Genomic DNA, 16,107 nt, shown 5'->3' on the forward strand with positions numbered 1-16,107 from the left:
CCCCCATCCTCGAACGCGCCTCGGTTCGATGCTGCGACGATCCCGGTGATGCGACCCTTCCGCTCCCGCGCCCGCCCGCAGCGCCGGCCCTTCCGGAGATGACCATGATTCTCGATCGCCGCCGTTTCCTGGCCGGAGCCGGCCTTGCCGCCCTGGCCGCCGGGCTCGGCCTGCCTTTGTCGTTCGAGCCGGCCCGCGCGCAGTCGGCGGATCAGGTCAAGCTGATGGCGCCGGCGGCGAGCCCCCTGCCGGAGCGGGCCATAGGCAGCCCGACCGCGCCGGTGACCGTGGTGGAATACGCCTCCATGACGTGCAGCCACTGCGCCCACTTCCACACCACGACGTTTCCGGAACTGAAGAAGAAGTACATCGACACGGGCAAGGTGCGGTTCATCTTCCGCGAGTTTCCATTCGACGAGGTGGCCACGGCCGCCTTCATGCTCGCCCGCTGCATGCCGGATGACAAATACTACCCCATGGTCTCCGTGCTGTTCGAGCGGCAGATGAGCTTCCTGAAGACCAGCGCCAGCGATCCGGCGGACAAGCCCTATCAGGGCCTGCTCGCCATCGCCCGGCAGGCCGGCATGAGCCAGGCGGACTTCGAGAAGTGCCTGACCGACAAGGACCTCGCGAAGAAGGTGCAGGAGAGCGCCCTCTACGGCAACGCGCAGCTCGGGGTGAATTCCACGCCCACCTTCTTCATCAACGGCAAGAAGGAGTCCGGCGCGTTCCCGATCGACTGGTGGGACAAGCAGCTGGAGCCGCTGCTCGCCGGCAAATAGGCCGCACGCGTCTGGAGCCAGACCGCTGAATGCCCGGCCGCGTGCCGGGCATTTTCGTTTCGGGACGCGGCCGCCGCCCCTTTCAGGCCGCCTTGAGCTTGCGCTCCACGTAGCGGCTCTCCTGGGTGCGCCCGCCATAGCCATAGGCATCGGCCTTCACCTCGCGCACCAGGATGTAGCTTTCCGGATCGAGGTCGGGCAGCAGCGTGGCCATGGCGGCGAAGACCGCGTCCAGGTAGGCGGCCTTCTCATCCTTGGTGTTGGTGCCGTCCACCACCTGGATGTCGAGGGAGAAGGACGAGCGCTTTTTCGCCGCCAGCGCCTGCCCGCCCACGAACCAGTGCTCGGCGGGGATGAAGGCGACCGCCACCGCCGTCACCCGGGGATCCTTGCGCAGGATGCGGGCGGTCAGCTCGTTGAGGGTGGCCGCCACCGTGGCGGCGAGGGCGGCATCGGGGGCTCCGGAGAGCTTCACTTCGAGAAGGGGCATGACGGCCTCCGTCGGGTTGGCGACAGCCTCACCCTACGTCCGTCCATCTCATGAGAAAATTTGAATTCTAAAATCCGAGAGATTTGCTAGGCTCATAATATGATCCGCAATCTCGATCTCGACCTGTTGCGCTCCTTCGTGGCCGTGGCCGACCTCGGCTCCATTTCGGCCGCGGCGCGCAAGGTGGGGCGCAGCCAGTCGGCGGTGAGCCTGCAGATGGACCGGCTGGCCGAGTCCCTGGGCTTCGCGGTGCTGGAGCGGCGGGGCCGAGCGGTGATGCCCACCGCGCGCGGCGCCGCCTTCCTGGAGGATGCCCGCCGCCTGCTCGACCTCAACGACCGGGTGCTCACCCAGCACGTGCACGGCACCTTCGCCCAGCCCCTGCGCCTCGGCTTCGTGCAGGATGTGGGCGAGGACGTGATGCGGCGCATTCTTCACCGCCTCTCGGCGAGCTTCCCCCAGGCGCCCATCACCGTGCGCGTGTGCACCACCGCCACCATGCTGAACAAGCTGCGGGCGGAGGATCTCGACCTCGCCGTGGGCTTTCGCGCGGAGACCGACCTGCCGGCCATCCTCCTCCTGCGCGAGCCCATGGTCTGGATCGCCGCGCGCCAGCTTCGGCTCGAGCGGGACGTGCCGGTGCCGCTGGTGATGTTCGAGAACCCCTGCGTCTGCCGCAGCGCGGCGCTTTCTGCCCTCACCGCGGCGGGCCGCGCCTTCCGCGTCGCCTTCACCAGCCCCAGCCTGCCCGGCCTCATGGCGGCGGTGAGCGCCGGCATCGGCGTCACCGTGCGTTCGCCGCGGGCGCTGCGGCCCGACCTCGCGGTGGTGGCGGACCTCGACGGCACGCGGCTGCCGGACATGGAGCTGATGCTCTACGGCCGCCCCGGCGCGCGGCTGCCGGCGCTGGTGAAGGTGGAAGAGATCCTGGTCGAGGAATTGCGGCGCGAGCATCCGCTCTACGCCGTCGCGTGACCCGGGCCTGCGCGCCTCTCGCTCCGGAGCCCCACGGGCCACGATCGGATCGCGGCGCGGCGCCATCCGATCGGCGGACACCCCCTTCTTAAGCGGATAGTCGAATCCGCTTGGCCCAAGGTAACCTGGGCCGGTCGGCTTCCATTGGGGGAAAGCATGGTCTTCTGGGTACCCATCCTGTCCTATGCGGCGGTCATTCTGCTGACGGCGGTCGCCGTCCTGCGTGCGCCGGCGCCGCGCCCGCCGCACCTCGCCGCGAACGCCCTGCTGCGCTACCTCAATCTCTTTCCCGTGGGGCTCATGGGGCTGTGGGGAGCGCTCGGCCACATCGTCTTCCCCGCCCGCTCGGCGGCCGCCATCGGCTGGGCGACGAGCCCGTTTCAGACCGAGGTGGGCGCGGCCAACCTCGGCATCGGCCTCGCCGGCGTCGTCGCCGCGTTTTACCCGAACTGGGGCTTCCGCGCCGGAGTGGCGGTGGTCACGGCCGGCTTCCTGGGCGGGGCGGCCATCACCCATGTGGTGGAGATCGCCGAGACCGGCAATCTTGCCGCAGGCAATGCGGGACCCATCCTCTACACGGACGTGCTGACGCCGCTTTTGCTGCTTATCCTCCTCGCCCTCACCTACCGATCCGCGCGGGGCCCCGCCGCGTAGCACAGGCGGATCCAGCGAGCGCGAAACAGCATGGTCGACGAGGAGAGAAACCGCTTTTCCGCCCGCGCGGCGCGCTATGCCCGCGTCGGCGCCAATGTGGGGGGTGTCGCCGCGCGCATCGCCGGGACCCGCCTCATGGGGCTCGACCGGGACGGAGGCAACGCCGCGGCGCTGGCGTCCGCCCTCGGCGGGCTGAAAGGCCCGCTGATGAAGGTGGCCCAGCTCATGGCCACGGTCCCCGACGTGCTGCCCCCCGAATATGCCGCCGAACTGCAGAAGCTGCAGAGCGACGCCCCGCCCATGGGCTGGTCCTTCGTGCGCCGGCGCATGATGGCGGAGCTGGGCCGCGACTGGGAAAGCCGCTTCGCGCGCTTCGAGCATGCCCCGGCCGCCGCCGCCTCCCTCGGCCAGGTGCACAAGGCCGAGACCCTCGACGGGGAAGCGGTGGCCTGCAAGCTCCAGTATCCGGACATGCAGGCGGCCGTGGAGGCCGACCTCGCCCAGCTCGACGTGCTGTTCTCCATCCACCGCCGCATGAACGGCGTCATCGACACGCGGGAGATCGCCCGCGAGATCGGCGAGCGGGTCCGCGAGGAGCTGGACTACCACCGCGAGGCGCGCCACGCCGCGCTCTATGCCTTCATGCTCCAGGAAGAGCCACGGGTGCGGGTGCCGCGGGTGCGCGCCGACCTCTCCACCGGCCGCCTGCTGACGCTCCAGTGGCTGGAGGGCGAGAAGATCCTCACCTTCACCGAGCATCCGCTGGAAGAGCGCAACCTCCTGGCGCGGGCCATGTTCGCCGCCTGGTGGATGCCCTTCAGCCGCTTCGGCGTGATCCACGGCGATCCCCACCTCGGCAACTACACGGTCTTTTCCGAACAGGGCCGGCCGGCCGGCATCAACCTGCTCGACTATGGCTGCATCCGCATCTTCCCGCCGCGCTTCGTCGCCGGGGTGATGGATCTTTATCGCGGCCTCAAGGAAGGCGACGAGGCCCGCGTGGTGCACGCCTACGAGACCTGGGGCTTCAAGGGACTGAAGCGCGAGCTCATCGACGTTCTGAACATCTGGGCGCGCTTCATCTACGGCCCGCTCATGGATGACCGGGTCCGCACCATCGCCGACGGGGTGGCGCCGGGCCAGTACGGGCGCAAGGAAGCCTTCACCGTCCACACCGCCCTGAAGCAATTGGGGCCGGTGACGGTGCCGCGGGAGTTCGTGTTCATGGACCGGGCCGCGATCGGCCTTGGCGCGGTGTTCCTGCACCTGAGGGCGGAGCTCAACTTCCACCGCCTGTTCGAGGCGGCCGTCGCCGACTTCTCGCAGGACGGGGTGGCCGCTCGCCAGTCCGCGGCGCTGGCGGCGGCGGGGCTCTGAGCCGGATCGGCTCCCTTCAACAAGCGCGAGGGCGAATCACCGGTCAGAGCGGCCGGCCCTCGATCACCATTCCGCCGTCCGCCGCGCGTGCCACCGGCAGGGGCGCGATGCGGCGGTGGAAATGCACCATGAAGGCGGTGCCGAACACCGGCAGGATCAGGTTGAGCACCGGCACCAGCAGGATCGGCGTGATCAGCAGCCCGGCGAGGAACACCTGGACCGCATGCGCCTGCCGGAGCCGGCGGGCCTCTTCCGGCGTGCGGTAGCGCATGGCCGCGAGCTCGAAATATTCCCGGCTGATGAGATAGGCGTTGGCCACGTAGAAGACGATGAGGTTGACCCCCGGCACCAGCAGCAGGAGCAGGGCCGCAAGGTTCACCAGCAGCACCAGCCCGAAGAAGCGCACCGAATAGAACAGCGCGCGCAGCACCGGCTGGGGCCGGCCCGGCGGATCGGCGGGATAGCTCGCCCGCTCCACCTTCTCGGCCACGTCGTCGAGGAACAGGCCGGCCACCAGGGAGGAGACCGCCGGCATCAGGTAGACGACGCCGAAGACGAGGCCGAGGCCGGCGACGACGGCCAGCGTCGTCTCCACCCACGGATAGGACGGCACATCGACGAAATGCGCGAGCGCCGCCTCCAGGCCGATGGCGAGCACCACCAGCAGCAGCAGCGCGAGCGCCATGGACTTGAGCAGCACCCCGCGCAGCAGGGGCGAGAAGGTCTGGCGAAGGGCGTCGTAAGCAGCCGCGAGCATGGCACTGTCCACAGGTTGGGCGTGAGCGACAGGTAGGATGCCGCGCCGCGCGCCTCAAGGGGACGGGCTCACAGGGTGACGCGGACGGCGTTGGTCACCTGCAGCACGCCCCACTGGTGGAAGCGCTCGGAATAGAGGCGGCGGATTTCGTCCAGGCGCCGGGCGGCATCGGGCGTGTCCGGATGGTAGATGAGGACGAGGCGCATGTTCTCCTGCACCACCTGCGCCGTGCCGTGGGCCTCGCCCTTCACCTGCCCGTAGGCGGCGACCACGGTGAGGCCGTCGGGGAAGCGGGAGGTCACCTCCTCGGCGAGGAAACGCGTCCATTCCTGCTCGCTCACCCCGCTGCCGTCGGCGCTGGCGAGCCCGAACAGCAGCTTGGTCTCGATCATCACCACGCTCGTCCCCGGCTTCAGCACGGCGGGTGCCGCCTCTTCCGCACGGGCAGCCGGCAGGGCGACGAGCACCGCGAGCGCCGCGGCGACGAGCAGCCGGAACGGAATGGAACGCGCGGCCTGCGGCATGGGGGCTCCGGGCGGACGGTCAGGGCGCTTTCGAGCGAATCGAGGACCGGTTGGCGGGACGACGGCGCGTCGCGACAGGCGACTGGGGCCTTCCCCCGCGTCGGCGAATCGCGAAAGCGCTCCCATTCGCCGATTGAAGCTGGCACCGCGCGCGTTGCAAGGGGCGACGGCCGTGGAATGCGCGGCGCCCGGCCAGCTTTCGGGCGCAAACGCAGGGCGGCGCGCCCGAAAGTCGCGAACGAATGTTCGCTCTTGCGTCAGGCCGCCATTCGGGATAATGCGAACGAACATTCGCTCTCGAATCCAGACGGACCACGCCGCGTGACGTCCTTCCCCCTGGCATCCGCCCGGACATCGAAGTCCGGGCCCGCGGACGCATCCCGCACCGGGCCCGACCGGCGGGCGGGGCAGCGCCAGCGCATCCTCGACGCGGCCATGGCATGCTTCGCCCGCGACGGCTTCCATGGCGCCTCCATGCAGAAGATCTGCGCCGAGGCCGGCATGAGCCCGGGGGCGCTCTACCGCTACTTCCCCTCCAAGGAATCCATCATCGCCGCCATCGTGGAGAGCGAGCGGGCGGAACGGCTGGCCTTCTTCGACGCCGTGGCCAAGGCCCCCTCCATCCTCGCGGCGCTGACCGACTGCATGCGGCAGATGCTGGCGGAAGAGTCGCTTCCCACCGCCCAGCTCGGTCCGGAGATCATGGCCGAGGCCATCCGCAACGCCGACCTTCGCGCCGCGGTGGAACCGCACGAGGAGGAGGGCCGCGCCCAGCTGAAGGCGGCCCTGGCGGAAGCCGTCACCCGCGGCGAGATCGATCCCGGCCTCGATCTCGAATCGGTGGTGATGCTGCTGCAGATCATCGGCGATGGCGTCGTCCTCCACCACCAGCTCCACCCGAACTGGGGCCTGGAGGGGCGCCTGCCTGCCTTCGAGGCGCTGGTGCGACGCATGCTCGCGCCCCGGCGCGCGCCCGAGGTGTGACATCCATGCTGCACCGCCACGCTTTCACCAGCGTTCTTCCGCTCCGTCACGGGAAAGCCGCGGTCCGCGGTCACCGTCCCGCGCCGTTTTGCATCGAGGTTTGCGTCATCATGCCTGGCCCCGTCCGTTTCGCCCTTCGTGCCGCGCCGTCCGCCCTGCTGGCGGCGGCCCTGCTGGCATCGACCCTGGCCCTCGGGCCGGTGGCGGCGGCCGCCGAGACGGCGCCGGCGAAGGCCGCGCCGGCCCTGACGGTGACCGTCGTCGCGCCCCGGCCCGACACCCTGAGCGACACCCTCCTCGTCACCGGCACGCTGAAGCCGCGCGAGGAGATCGAGGTGGGCCCCGAGATCGAGGGCTACCGGCTGATGGAGATCCTGGTGGAGGCGGGCGACCGCGTCGAGAAGGGGCAGGTGCTCGCCCGCCTTTCCCGCGAGGTGCTGGAGACCCAGCTCGCCCAGAACACCGCGTCGGCCGCCAAGGCGCGCGCCGCCATCGCCCAGCAGCGCGCCGCCCTCGACCAGGCGCTGGCGCAGGAGACCGAGGCGACCTCCGCCGTGGAGCGCACCCGCCAGCTGCGCAAGACCGGAACCTCCTCCCAGGAGCAGCTCGACGAACGCGAGCGCGGCGTGAAGGTGGCCACCGCGCAGGTGGCCGCAGCCCGCGAGACCCTCGTCGCCGCGGAGGCGGAGGCGGTGTTCGTGCAGGCCCAGCGCGACGAGATCGAGGTGAAGCTGAAGCGCACCGACGTGCGCGCCCCCGCCGCCGGCCTCATCCTCTCCCGCGAGGCGCGGCTCGGCGCCATCGCGCTGTCCACCCGCTCCTCCCCGCTATTCCGCATCGCGCAGAACGGCGCCATGGACCTCGAGGCCGAGGTGCCCGAGGGCGCCATGCCGCGCATGAAGGAGGGCCTCGTGGCCCAGGTCACCCCCGCCGGTTTCGACGCCCCCATCGAAGGCAAGGTGCGCCTCGTCTCCGCCGAGGTGGATCGCGCATCCCGCCTCGGCAAGGCCGAGATCGCCCTGCCGGACGACTCGCGCCTCAAGTCGGGCTCCTACGGCCGCGCGGTGATCACGCTGGGCGAGGTGAAGGGGCTGAGCGTGCCCCAGTCCGCCGTCATGTTCGACGCGGACGGCGCCTATGTGCTGACGGTGACCGACGGTCTCGTCGGGGTGCGGCGGGTTCTCCCCGGCCTCAAGAAGAGCGGGCGCGTCCTGGTGGTCGATGGCCTTTCGGCCGACGACGCCGTGGTCGCCCGCGCCGGCAGCTTCCTCCGCGACGGCGACCGGGTGACCGCGGTCACCGCCCCGGTGTCGGTCGGCGAGGTGCGCTGATGGCCCTCAACGTCTCCGCCTGGGCCATCCGCCGGCCCGTCCCCTCCCTCGTCTTCTTCTTCATCCTCACGGTGCTCGGCATCGTGCATTTCCGCTCGCTCCCCGTGACGCAGATGCCGAACGTGGACGTGCCCATCGTCATGGTCACCGTCACCCAGGCCGGCGCGGCGCCCAGCGAGCTCGAGACCCAGGTGACCAAGAAGGTGGAGAACGCCATCGCCGGCGTCGCCGGGGTGAAGCACATCACCTCCTCCATCTCCGAGGGCACGAGCGTCACGACGGTGGAGTTCCACCTGGAGACGCTGGTGGACCGCGCCGTGAACGACACCCGCGACGCGGTGACCAAGATCCGCCAGGACCTTCCGCGCTCCATCGACGAGCCGCAGGTGCAGCGGGTGGATATCGAGGGCCTGCCCATCGTCACCTATGCCGTCTCCTCGCCCAACATGAGCGCGGAGGAGATGAGCTGGTTCGTGGACGACACCCTCGCCCGCGCGCTCCAGGGCATCCGCGGCGTGGCGCAGGTGAAGCGGCAGGGCGGCGTCGATCGCGAGATCCGCATCTCCCTCGATCCCGACCGGCTGATGGCCCTCGGCATCACCGCCGCCGAGGTGAGCCGGCAGCTGCGCGCCACCAATCTCGACGTGTCCGGCGGCCGCGGCGAGGTGGGCACCCAGGAGCAGTCCATCCGCACCCTGGCGGGTGCCGCCTCGGTGGAGGCCCTCGCCGAGACCCGGATCGTGCTTTCCAACGGGCGGTCGGTGCGCCTCGGCGACCTCGGCCGGGTGGTCGACGGGGCGGCGGAGCAGCGGGTCTTCGCCCGGCTCGACGGCAAGAGCGTGGTCGCCTTCGGCGTCTATCGCGCCAAGGGCTTCTCGGACGTGACCGTCTATGACCGGGTCACGGCGGAGCTGGAGAAGCTCAAGGCCGCCCATCCCGACGTGACCATCACCGAGATCGACACCACGGTCCGCTTCACCAAGTCGGACTACGAATCCGCCATGCACACGCTGGTGGAGGGCGCGATCCTCGCGGTGATCGTGGTGTTCCTGTTCCTGCGGGACTTCAGGGCCACCCTCATCACGGCGCTGGCCATCCCCTTGTCCATCCTGCCCACCTTCTGGGTGATGGACATGCTCGGCTTCTCGCTGAACGCGGTGAGCCTGCTCGCGATCACCCTCGTCACCGGCATCCTGGTGGACGACGCCATCGTGGAGATCGAGAACATCGTCCGCCACATGCGCATGGGCAAGTCGCCCTACCGCGCGGCCATCGAGGCGGCGGACGAGATCGGCCTCGCGGTGGTGGCCACCACCCTGACCATCGCCGCCGTGTTCGCGCCGGTCTCCTTCATGGGCGGCATCGCCGGGCAGTATTTCAAGCAGTTCGGCCTGACGGTCGCCATCGCCGTGCTGTTCTCGCTCGCGGTGGCCCGCCTCATCACGCCTTTGGTCGCGGCCTATTTCATGCGCGATACCGGCCACCGGGAAGCCGGCGACGGGCCGGTGATGCGCGGCTATGTGCGCCTGCTCTCCTGGTCGGTGCGGCACCGCTTCGCCACCATCGGCATGGGCCTTGCCATCTTCGCCGGCACCATCTGGCTGTCCACGCTGCTGCCGTCGGGCTTCCTGCCGGCCAACGACATCTCCCGCGCCCTCCTGTCGGTGGAGCTGCCACCGGGCACGACGCTGGCGGAGACGCAGAAGGTGTCGGACGAGATCACCCGCACCCTTCTCAAGCTGCCGGAGGTGAAGAGCGTGTACGCCACCGCCGGTTCCGGCGGATCGGGCGGCCTCTCCCTCACCGCGGGCGAGATCCGCAAGGCGCAGATCGTCATCAACCTGAAGCCACGCGCCGAGCGCGACATGGACCAGAAGACCTTCGAGACGCAGTTCTCCCGGACCCTCGCGAGCCTTCCGGACATGCGCTTCTCCTGGAGCCAGAACGGGCAGAACACCCAGCGCGGCTTCCAGGTGGTCCTCTCCGGCAATGACGGGGCGGCGGTGGAAGGCGCGGCGGTGGCGCTGGAGAAGGAGATCCGCGCCAAGCTGCCGGAGCTCGCCAACGTGGTCTCCTCCGCCGCCCTCGACCGGCCCGAGATCCGCATCGTGCCCAAGCTCGACGAGGCGGCGCAGCTCGGCGTCTCGGTGGACACCATCGCCGAGACGGTGCGCATCGCCACCATCGGCGACATCTCCGCCAACCTCGCCAAGTTCTCGGCCAAGGACCGGCAGATCGACATCCGCGTGCAGCTGGACGAGAAGGCCCGCACCAACCTCTCCACCTTCGACGCCCTGAAGGTGCCCACCGCCGCCGGCGGGGCCGTGCCGCTCTCCGCGGTGGCGGACGTGCGCTTCGGCAAGGGCCCGACCGCGCTGGACCGCTACGACCGGGCCCGGCGCATCGCGGTGGAGGCCGACCTCGTGGGCGAGGCGCCGCTGGGCGATGCCCTCGCCAAGGTCAAGGCGTTGCCCAGCGCGCAGAACCTGCCGGCCGGCGTCACCCTGAAGGAGGCTGGCGACGCGGAGATCATGGAGGAGGTGTTCTCCGGCTTCGCCATGGCCATGGCGGCCGGGCTCATGCTGGTGCTGGCGGTGCTGGTGCTGCTGTTCCACGACCTTTTGCAGCCCATCACCATCCTGGTGTCGCTGCCTTTGTGCGTGGGCGGCGCCTTCATCGCGCTGCTCATCACCGGGCATTCGGTGTCCATGCCCGTGGTCATCGGCTTCCTGATGCTCATGGGCATCGTCACCAAGAACGCCATCCTGCTGGTGGACTTCGCCATCGAGGCCATGCACCAGGGCGTGGACCGCTTCACCGCCCTCATCGAGGCCGGTCGCAAGCGCGCCCAGCCCATCGTCATGACCACCATCGCCATGGTGGCGGGCATGGTGCCCTCGGCGGCGGCCCTGGGGGAAGGCGGCGCCTTCCGCGCGCCCATGGCCATCGCGGTCATCGGCGGCCTGCTGACCTCCACCGTGCTGTCGCTGGTGTTCGTGCCGGCGGTGTTCTCGGTGATGGACGACGTGAGCCATATTCTCGGGCGCCTCCTCGGCCGCTTCATCGGCGGCAAGGACGAGCCCGGCGACCATGGGCACGCCGCTCCGTCCCACGCGCCGGGCCTGCCGCGCGCCGCCGAATGAGCCTTCAGCCGGGCGGGAGAGATCCCGTCCCGCTTGACTTGGAACCCGATCTGTACCAATCGGTAAATTATTGACTGATTGGTACAGACAGGAACACCCATGACACAGCGTCCGCCGCTTCCCCCCTTCACCATGGAGACCGCTGCGCGCAAGGCGCGCATGGCGGAGGACGCCTGGAACACGCGCGATCCCGAACGCGTGTCTTTGGCCTACACGCCCGACAGCCACTGGCGGAACCGCTCCGAATTCCTCACCGGGCGCCCCGCCATCGTCGCCTTCCTCACCGCCAAGTGGCGCAAGGAACTGGATTACCGGCTGATCAAGGAAGTGTGGGGCCTCCACGAGAACCGCATCGCGGTGCGCTTCCAGTATGAGTGGCACGACACGGACGGGGCGTGGTACCGCTCCTACGGCAACGAGCAGTGGGAGTTCGACGCGGACGGCCTGATGCGCCGGCGGGAGGCCTCCATCAACGACGTGGCGATCCGCGCGGCCGACCGCCGCTTCCTGTGGCCCCTGGGTCCGCGGCCGGCGGACCATCCGGGGCTCACCGAACTGGGGATGTGATGGCCAAGACGGTGGCGGAGCGCTCGGACATCCTGCCCGCTCTGGGCGAGGTGTTCCGCGAGCACGGCTTCGAGGGGGCGAGCCTCGCCCACATCACCGCCCGCACGGGGCTCGGCAAGGGCAGCCTCTATCATTTCTTCCCGGGCGGGAAGGAGGAGATGGCGGCGGCCGTGCTGGCCGAGATCGACGGCTGGTTCGAGACCCACGTCTACGCCCCCCTGCGCACCGGCGCCGATGCGGCCGCCGGCGTGCGGGACATGCTGGCGCAGGTGGACGCCTATTTCCGCTCCGGCCGCCGGGTGTGCCTCGTCGGCGTGTTCGCCCTCGGCGAGGTGCGCGACCGGTTCTCGGACGCCGTCCTCGGCTATTTCGCCCGCTGGCGGGACGCGCTGGCACAGGCGTTGGGCCGCGCCGGGCTCGACCCGGACACGGCGCGCGGCCGGGCGGAAGATGCGGTGCTCGCCATCCAGGGCGCCCTGGTCCTCGCCCGGGCCCTCGACGACACCGGCGTCTTCACCCGCGCCCTGGCGCGGCTGGAGCACAGGCTGCTGGCGCCGGGTTGAAACCGCCACATATAGAACTAAATTGATCATATTAATTGGTCTTGACGCGTTCGTTTAAACGAACGATATTGGCCCCATCACTGCCCCAGAACGGACGGGCCGCCGCTATGATGATGTGTCGCTGAGACCAGCCAGAACGTCGCCGAACCTGAGCCTTATCAAGGTCGAGCAGGTTCGAAGCCGCCACGTCGTCCCTGAACCGCGCCCCTCGCCGATTTTCCCGGACTGCCCTCGCCCTCGTTTTGAGGCATAATGCGATCCGGTCTGGCGAACAGGCGACACGCCCGGAGCCACCCGTGAACGCCCCACTGACCTTATCGGCGAACGCCTTGGACGCCCCCTCCCCCCTTGCCGCCACCGCGCGGCCGATCATCCGCTTCGAGAAGGTGGCCAAGACCTATCCGGCGCGCCAGAGCAACGCGCAGGTCGCCGCCCTCTCCGACATCTCCCTCGACGTGCCGGAGGGCGCCATCCTCGGCGTGATCGGGCGCTCGGGCGCCGGCAAGTCCACGCTCATCCGCCTCGTCAACGGGCTGGAGAAGCCTACCTCCGGCCGCATCACCGTGGACGGGGTGGACATGGGCGCGCTGGACGAGACGGCGCTGCGCAAGGAGCGGCGCTCCATCGGCATGATCTTTCAGCATTTCAACCTGCTGGCCCGCCGCACGGCGTTCCAGAACGTGGCGCTGCCTCTGGAAATCGCCGGCGTTCCCGCGCGCGAGATCAAGGCGCGGGTGGAGCCCCTGCTCGACCTCGTCGGCCTCTCCGACAAGCGCGACCGCTATCCGGCCGAGCTCTCCGGCGGGCAGAAGCAGCGCGTCGGCATCGCCCGGGCGCTCGCCACCCGCCCCCGCGTGCTGCTGTCCGACGAGGCCACCTCCGCCCTCGATCCCGAGACCACCAACCAGATCCTCGCCCTGCTGCGCAAGGTGAACGCCGAGCTCAACCTCACCGTGCTGCTCATCACCCACGAGATGACGGTGATCAAGGCGGTGGCCGACCGGGTGGCGGTGATCGATGGCGGGCGCATCGTCGAGGAGGGCGCGACCTACGACGTCTTCGCCCGCCCGCAGCATCCCACCACCCGCTCCTTCCTGTCCGCCCTCACCGGCCAGAGCCTGCCGCCGCAGGTGGCGGACCGGCTGACCCGGGAGCCGGGGAACGGACGCCAGGCGGTGCTGCGCATCGTCTTCACCGGCTCGCATGCGACGGACCCCGTTTTGTCGCGTGTGTCGCGCCTCCTGTCGGTGGACGTCAACATCATCCAGGCCCAGGTGGACGAGATCGCGGGAGCGCCCTTCGGCGTCATCGTCGTCTCCATCCCGGGCGACGACGCCACCGTCGCCGCCGTGACCAATGCGGTGGAACGGCTTCATCTTTCGGCGGAGGTGCTCGGCTATGTTTGACCTCAGCTTCGGCCTTTTGCCACCGGCCATCGTCGACCTGATCATCGACGCCACCCGGCAGACCCTCTACATGGTGGCGGTGTCGGGCATCGTCGGGACGATCGTCGGGTTGCCGCTGGGCGTCTTCCTCGCCACCAGCCGCAAGGGCGAGCTGTTTGCCGCCCCCCTCGCCAACCAGGTCCTCGGCCTGGTGGTGAATGCGGCACGCTCCACCCCCTTCATCATCCTGGTGGTGGCCATCATCCCCTTCACCCGGCTGGTGGCCGGCACCTCCATCGGCACCAACGCCGCCATCGTACCCCTGACGGTGGCTGCGGCGCCGTTCATCGCCCGCCTCATCGAGGCGGCGATCCGCGAGGTGGACCAGGGGCTGGTGGAGGCGGCGCGGGCCATGGGGGCGAGCCCCCTGCAGATCGTCGCCAAGGTGCTGCTGCCGGAGGCGCTGCCGGCCATCACACTCGCCCTCACCCTCGCTGCGGTGTCGCTGCTCGGCTACTCGGCCATGGTGGGCGCGGTGGGCGGCGGCGGTCTCGGCGACCTGGGCATCCGCTTCGGCTACCAGCGCTTCATGCCCGAGGTGATGGCGGCGGTGGTCATCGTGCTCATCCTTCTGGTGCAAAGCGTGCAGACGCTGGGCGACCTCATCGCCCGCCGCCTCGACAAGCGCAGCCGCGGCTGAGCCTCACACTCTCGCGCTCTTCAGGTTCAAGGAGACTTCCCCATGAAAGCCCTCGCCAAAGCCGGCATCAAGGCCGGCATTCTCGGCCTGGCGCTGGCCGCCGGCCTGATCCCGGCGGCGAGCGCCGAGACCATCAAGGTCGGCGTCACCCCCGGCCCGCACGCCCAGATCCTCGAGAAGGTGAAGGACGAGGCGGCCAAGAAGGGCCTCGACATCAAGGTGATGGAGTTCTCCGACTATGTGGTGCCGAACGCCGCCTTGGCCTCCGGCGACCTGCAGGCGAACTCGTTCCAGCACCAGCCCTATCTCGACAACCAGATCAAGGACCGCGGTTACAAGATCGTGCCCGTGGGCCTCACCGTGAACTTCCCCATCGGGATCTACTCGCAAAAGTTCAAGAGCTTCGACGCCATTCCCGCCGGCGCCTCGATCGGTATTCCGAACGATCCGACCAATGGCGGGCGCGTTCTCCTGCTGCTGGCCGACAAGGGCATCATCAAGCTGAAGGACGGGGTCGGGGTGAAGGCCTCGGTGGTGGACGTGGTCGAGAACCCGAAGAAACTGAAGTTCGTGGAGATCGACGCCGCCCAGCTGCCGCGCTCCCTGCCGGATCTCGCCGCCGCCGGCATCAACACCAACTATGCCAAGGAAGCCGGCCTCGACCCGGTGAAGGACCCTATCCTGCGCGAGGACCCCAAGGGCCCGTACGTGAACATCATCGCCGTGCGCGCCGAGGACAAGGACAAGCCCTGGGTGAAGACCTTCGTCGAGACCTACCAGTCCCCCGAGACCAAGGCCTTCATCCTGGAGACCTTCAAGGGCGCGGTGCTGCCGAGCTGGTGAGCCGGTGCGGGGCAGGCCCTCTCACCTCGCCTGCCCCCTCACCTCACCGCCACCATGAACAGGCGCGGGAAGGCCAGCAGCACCTTGCCATCCACCCGCGGCGGATAGGGATCGACCAGGCGGGCGGCATATTCCTCCAGGAACTGGACGCGCTCGTCCCCCTCCAGCGGATCGACGAAGGGGCGCAGGCCCGTGCCCTTCACCCATTCCACGATGGCGGCCACGCCGTCCAGCGGATGGTTGTAGATGGTGTGCCAGATGTCCACCCGGCCCGCATGGGGCGCCAGCATGTCGTAATAGGCGCCGGGCGCGGGCAGCATGGTGCGGGCCCGCGTCGCCCGCTCAAGCTTCTCCGCCCAGGGGCCGGCCATGGCGGTTTCGCGCATGGCCACATGGGAGGGCTCGTCCAGATTGTCGGGCATCTGCACCGCCAGCACGCCGCCGGGGGCGAGCAGGGAGAGAAGGCGCGGCAGCAGCGCCGCATGCTCCGGCACCCATTGCAGCACCGCATTGGCGAAGATGAGGTCCGCCGGCTTCGGCAGGGTGAAGGTGGAGGCGTCGGCCAGCTCGAACCGCGCCTGCGGCAGGCGCGTGCGGGCGGCGGCCAGCATGTCCGGCGAGGTGTCGAGGCCGAGCACCTCGGCGGCCGGGAAGCGCGCCGCCAGCAGCTCGGTGGAATTGCCCGGCCCGCAGCCGAGATCCACCACGAAGGCCGCGTCCGTGCGCGGCACCTGCGCCAGCAGGTCCCGCGACGGGCGGGTGCGCTCATCCTCGAACTTCAGATACTGGCTGGCATTCCAATCGGCCGGCATGAACGGCGCTCCCTGGGCGGCGGCCCTTCGGCGGCGGGCGGGCGAAGGGACGGCCGAGCATTACACGAGCCGCCGCGCCCGCGCACCGGCGCCGGGGCATGCATTTGGCAAAAACGCTGCGCGGAGGGCGGCCCACGGTCCGGCGGCGCAGCCCGTGCCGGAGCTTGAGAACCGGCGCCGGCCTGCGCCGGGGCGAGACCGCCCGCGCCGGCGGAACAGC

At 69.7% G+C, this 16,107-nt stretch carries 16 protein-coding genes; 12 read left to right on the forward strand and 4 right to left on the reverse strand.

Features of this window, described 5'->3' with window-relative positions; translation table 11 throughout:
- Nucleotides 1–104 precede the first annotated feature (104 nt).
- Nucleotides 105–782 carry a DsbA family protein gene (locus EZH22_RS01300; protein ID WP_231711251.1) on the forward strand — a complete coding sequence of 226 codons (678 nt, stop codon included), beginning with the start codon at nt 105–107 and terminating at the stop codon, nt 780–782.
- An 82-nt stretch (nt 783–864) separates the two neighbouring features.
- Here EZH22_RS01300 and EZH22_RS01305 read toward each other — a convergent pair whose 3' ends face one another.
- Nucleotides 865–1,272, reverse strand: a complete 408-nt coding sequence (locus tag EZH22_RS01305; protein ID WP_203194027.1) for a tautomerase family protein — start codon at nt 1,270–1,272, stop codon at nt 865–867.
- A gap of 99 nt (nt 1,273–1,371) precedes the next feature.
- On the opposite strand from EZH22_RS01305, the gene EZH22_RS01310 reads away from it, so the two are divergent.
- From EZH22_RS01310 to EZH22_RS01320, 3 genes are all read left to right on the forward strand, one after another.
- Nucleotides 1,372–2,247: a LysR substrate-binding domain-containing protein gene (locus tag EZH22_RS01310; protein WP_203194028.1), complete on the forward strand. Its 876-nt coding sequence runs from the start codon at nt 1,372–1,374 to the stop codon at nt 2,245–2,247.
- Between the two features lie 156 nt (nt 2,248–2,403).
- Nucleotides 2,404–2,901 carry a DUF6790 family protein gene (locus tag EZH22_RS01315; protein WP_203194029.1) on the forward strand — a complete coding sequence of 166 codons (498 nt, stop codon included), beginning with the start codon at nt 2,404–2,406 and terminating at the stop codon, nt 2,899–2,901.
- 30 nt (nt 2,902–2,931) lie between these two features.
- The gene (locus EZH22_RS01320; RefSeq protein ID WP_203194030.1) at nt 2,932–4,278 is read left to right on the forward strand and encodes an ABC1 kinase family protein; all 1,347 of its coding nucleotides are present in this window, start codon (nt 2,932–2,934) and stop codon (nt 4,276–4,278) included.
- A gap of 43 nt (nt 4,279–4,321) precedes the next feature.
- On the opposite strand, the gene EZH22_RS01325 is transcribed toward EZH22_RS01320, so the two are convergent.
- Both EZH22_RS01325 and EZH22_RS01330 read right to left on the reverse strand, forming a co-directional pair.
- A complete protein-coding gene (locus tag EZH22_RS01325; RefSeq protein WP_203194031.1) occupies nt 4,322–5,035 on the reverse strand; it encodes a sulfate transporter family protein in 714 nt (237 codons plus the stop codon).
- A 68-nt stretch (nt 5,036–5,103) separates the two neighbouring features.
- Nucleotides 5,104–5,559 carry a DUF3574 domain-containing protein gene (locus EZH22_RS01330; protein ID WP_203194032.1) on the reverse strand — a complete coding sequence of 152 codons (456 nt, stop codon included), beginning with the start codon at nt 5,557–5,559 and terminating at the stop codon, nt 5,104–5,106.
- A gap of 321 nt (nt 5,560–5,880) precedes the next feature.
- Here EZH22_RS01330 and EZH22_RS01335 point away from each other — a divergent pair, with 321 nt between their 5' ends.
- From EZH22_RS01335 to EZH22_RS01370, 8 genes are all read left to right on the forward strand, one after another.
- Entirely contained in the window at nt 5,881–6,543 is a 663-nt protein-coding gene (locus EZH22_RS01335) for a TetR/AcrR family transcriptional regulator (RefSeq protein WP_203194033.1), read from the forward strand.
- A 110-nt stretch (nt 6,544–6,653) separates the two neighbouring features.
- Nucleotides 6,654–7,874 (forward strand): efflux RND transporter periplasmic adaptor subunit, encoded by a 1,221-nt coding sequence (locus EZH22_RS01340; RefSeq protein WP_231711252.1) that lies wholly within the window; start codon nt 6,654–6,656, stop codon nt 7,872–7,874.
- A complete protein-coding gene (locus tag EZH22_RS01345; RefSeq protein WP_203194035.1) occupies nt 7,874–11,017 on the forward strand; it encodes an efflux RND transporter permease subunit in 3,144 nt (1,047 codons plus the stop codon). Before EZH22_RS01340 ends, EZH22_RS01345 begins: the two co-directional genes overlap by 1 nt.
- Nucleotides 11,018–11,116: 99 nt before the next feature.
- Nucleotides 11,117–11,584 carry a nuclear transport factor 2 family protein gene (locus EZH22_RS01350; protein ID WP_203194036.1) on the forward strand — a complete coding sequence of 156 codons (468 nt, stop codon included), beginning with the start codon at nt 11,117–11,119 and terminating at the stop codon, nt 11,582–11,584.
- Nucleotides 11,584–12,147, forward strand: coding sequence for a TetR/AcrR family transcriptional regulator (locus EZH22_RS01355; RefSeq protein ID WP_203194037.1), 564 nt, complete (start codon nt 11,584–11,586; stop codon nt 12,145–12,147). The genes EZH22_RS01350 and EZH22_RS01355 overlap by 1 nt, the downstream gene beginning before the upstream one ends.
- Before the next feature lie 296 nt (nt 12,148–12,443).
- The gene (locus EZH22_RS01360) at nt 12,444–13,553 is read left to right on the forward strand and encodes a methionine ABC transporter ATP-binding protein (protein WP_203194038.1); all 1,110 of its coding nucleotides are present in this window, start codon (nt 12,444–12,446) and stop codon (nt 13,551–13,553) included.
- 70 nt (nt 13,554–13,623) lie between these two features.
- Nucleotides 13,624–14,232 carry a methionine ABC transporter permease gene (locus EZH22_RS01365; RefSeq protein ID WP_408647757.1) on the forward strand — a complete coding sequence of 203 codons (609 nt, stop codon included), beginning with the start codon at nt 13,624–13,626 and terminating at the stop codon, nt 14,230–14,232.
- Between the two features lie 42 nt (nt 14,233–14,274).
- The gene (locus EZH22_RS01370) at nt 14,275–15,075 is read left to right on the forward strand and encodes a MetQ/NlpA family ABC transporter substrate-binding protein (protein ID WP_231711253.1); all 801 of its coding nucleotides are present in this window, start codon (nt 14,275–14,277) and stop codon (nt 15,073–15,075) included.
- 38 nt (nt 15,076–15,113) lie between these two features.
- Here the strand turns inward: EZH22_RS01370 and tam are convergent, their stop codons facing one another.
- Complete coding sequence (gene tam, locus EZH22_RS01375) at nt 15,114–15,887, reverse strand: trans-aconitate 2-methyltransferase (protein WP_203194039.1); 774 nt, start codon at nt 15,885–15,887, stop codon at nt 15,114–15,116.
- Nucleotides 15,888–16,107: the final 220 nt, after the last annotated feature.

Source organism: Xanthobacter dioxanivorans (genome assembly GCF_016807805.1).
In the GTDB taxonomy this organism is placed as follows: Bacteria; Pseudomonadota; Alphaproteobacteria; order Rhizobiales; family Xanthobacteraceae; genus Xanthobacter; species Xanthobacter dioxanivorans.

What these genes read in the sequence shown, in the direction of transcription:
- EZH22_RS01300 (WP_231711251.1), top strand. Translation starts at nt 105, where the DNA reads ATGATTCTCGATCGCCGCCGTTTCCTGGCCGGAGCCGGCCTTGCCGCC.
- EZH22_RS01305 (WP_203194027.1), bottom strand. Translation starts at nt 1,272, where the DNA reads ATGCCCCTTCTCGAAGTGAAGCTCTCCGGAGCCCCCGATGCCGCCCTC.
- EZH22_RS01310 (WP_203194028.1), top strand. Translation starts at nt 1,372, where the DNA reads ATGATCCGCAATCTCGATCTCGACCTGTTGCGCTCCTTCGTGGCCGTG.
- EZH22_RS01315 (WP_203194029.1), top strand. Translation starts at nt 2,404, where the DNA reads ATGGTCTTCTGGGTACCCATCCTGTCCTATGCGGCGGTCATTCTGCTG.
- EZH22_RS01320 (WP_203194030.1), top strand. Translation starts at nt 2,932, where the DNA reads ATGGTCGACGAGGAGAGAAACCGCTTTTCCGCCCGCGCGGCGCGCTAT.
- EZH22_RS01325 (WP_203194031.1), bottom strand. Translation starts at nt 5,035, where the DNA reads ATGCTCGCGGCTGCTTACGACGCCCTTCGCCAGACCTTCTCGCCCCTG.
- EZH22_RS01330 (WP_203194032.1), bottom strand. Translation starts at nt 5,559, where the DNA reads ATGCCGCAGGCCGCGCGTTCCATTCCGTTCCGGCTGCTCGTCGCCGCG.
- EZH22_RS01340 (WP_231711252.1), top strand. Translation starts at nt 6,654, where the DNA reads ATGCCTGGCCCCGTCCGTTTCGCCCTTCGTGCCGCGCCGTCCGCCCTG.
- EZH22_RS01345 (WP_203194035.1), top strand. Translation starts at nt 7,874, where the DNA reads ATGGCCCTCAACGTCTCCGCCTGGGCCATCCGCCGGCCCGTCCCCTCC.
- EZH22_RS01350 (WP_203194036.1), top strand. Translation starts at nt 11,117, where the DNA reads ATGACACAGCGTCCGCCGCTTCCCCCCTTCACCATGGAGACCGCTGCG.
- EZH22_RS01355 (WP_203194037.1), top strand. Translation starts at nt 11,584, where the DNA reads ATGGCCAAGACGGTGGCGGAGCGCTCGGACATCCTGCCCGCTCTGGGC.
- EZH22_RS01365 (WP_408647757.1), top strand. Translation starts at nt 13,624, where the DNA reads ATGGTGGCGGTGTCGGGCATCGTCGGGACGATCGTCGGGTTGCCGCTG.
- EZH22_RS01370 (WP_231711253.1), top strand. Translation starts at nt 14,275, where the DNA reads ATGAAAGCCCTCGCCAAAGCCGGCATCAAGGCCGGCATTCTCGGCCTG.
- tam (WP_203194039.1), bottom strand. Translation starts at nt 15,887, where the DNA reads ATGCCGGCCGATTGGAATGCCAGCCAGTATCTGAAGTTCGAGGATGAG.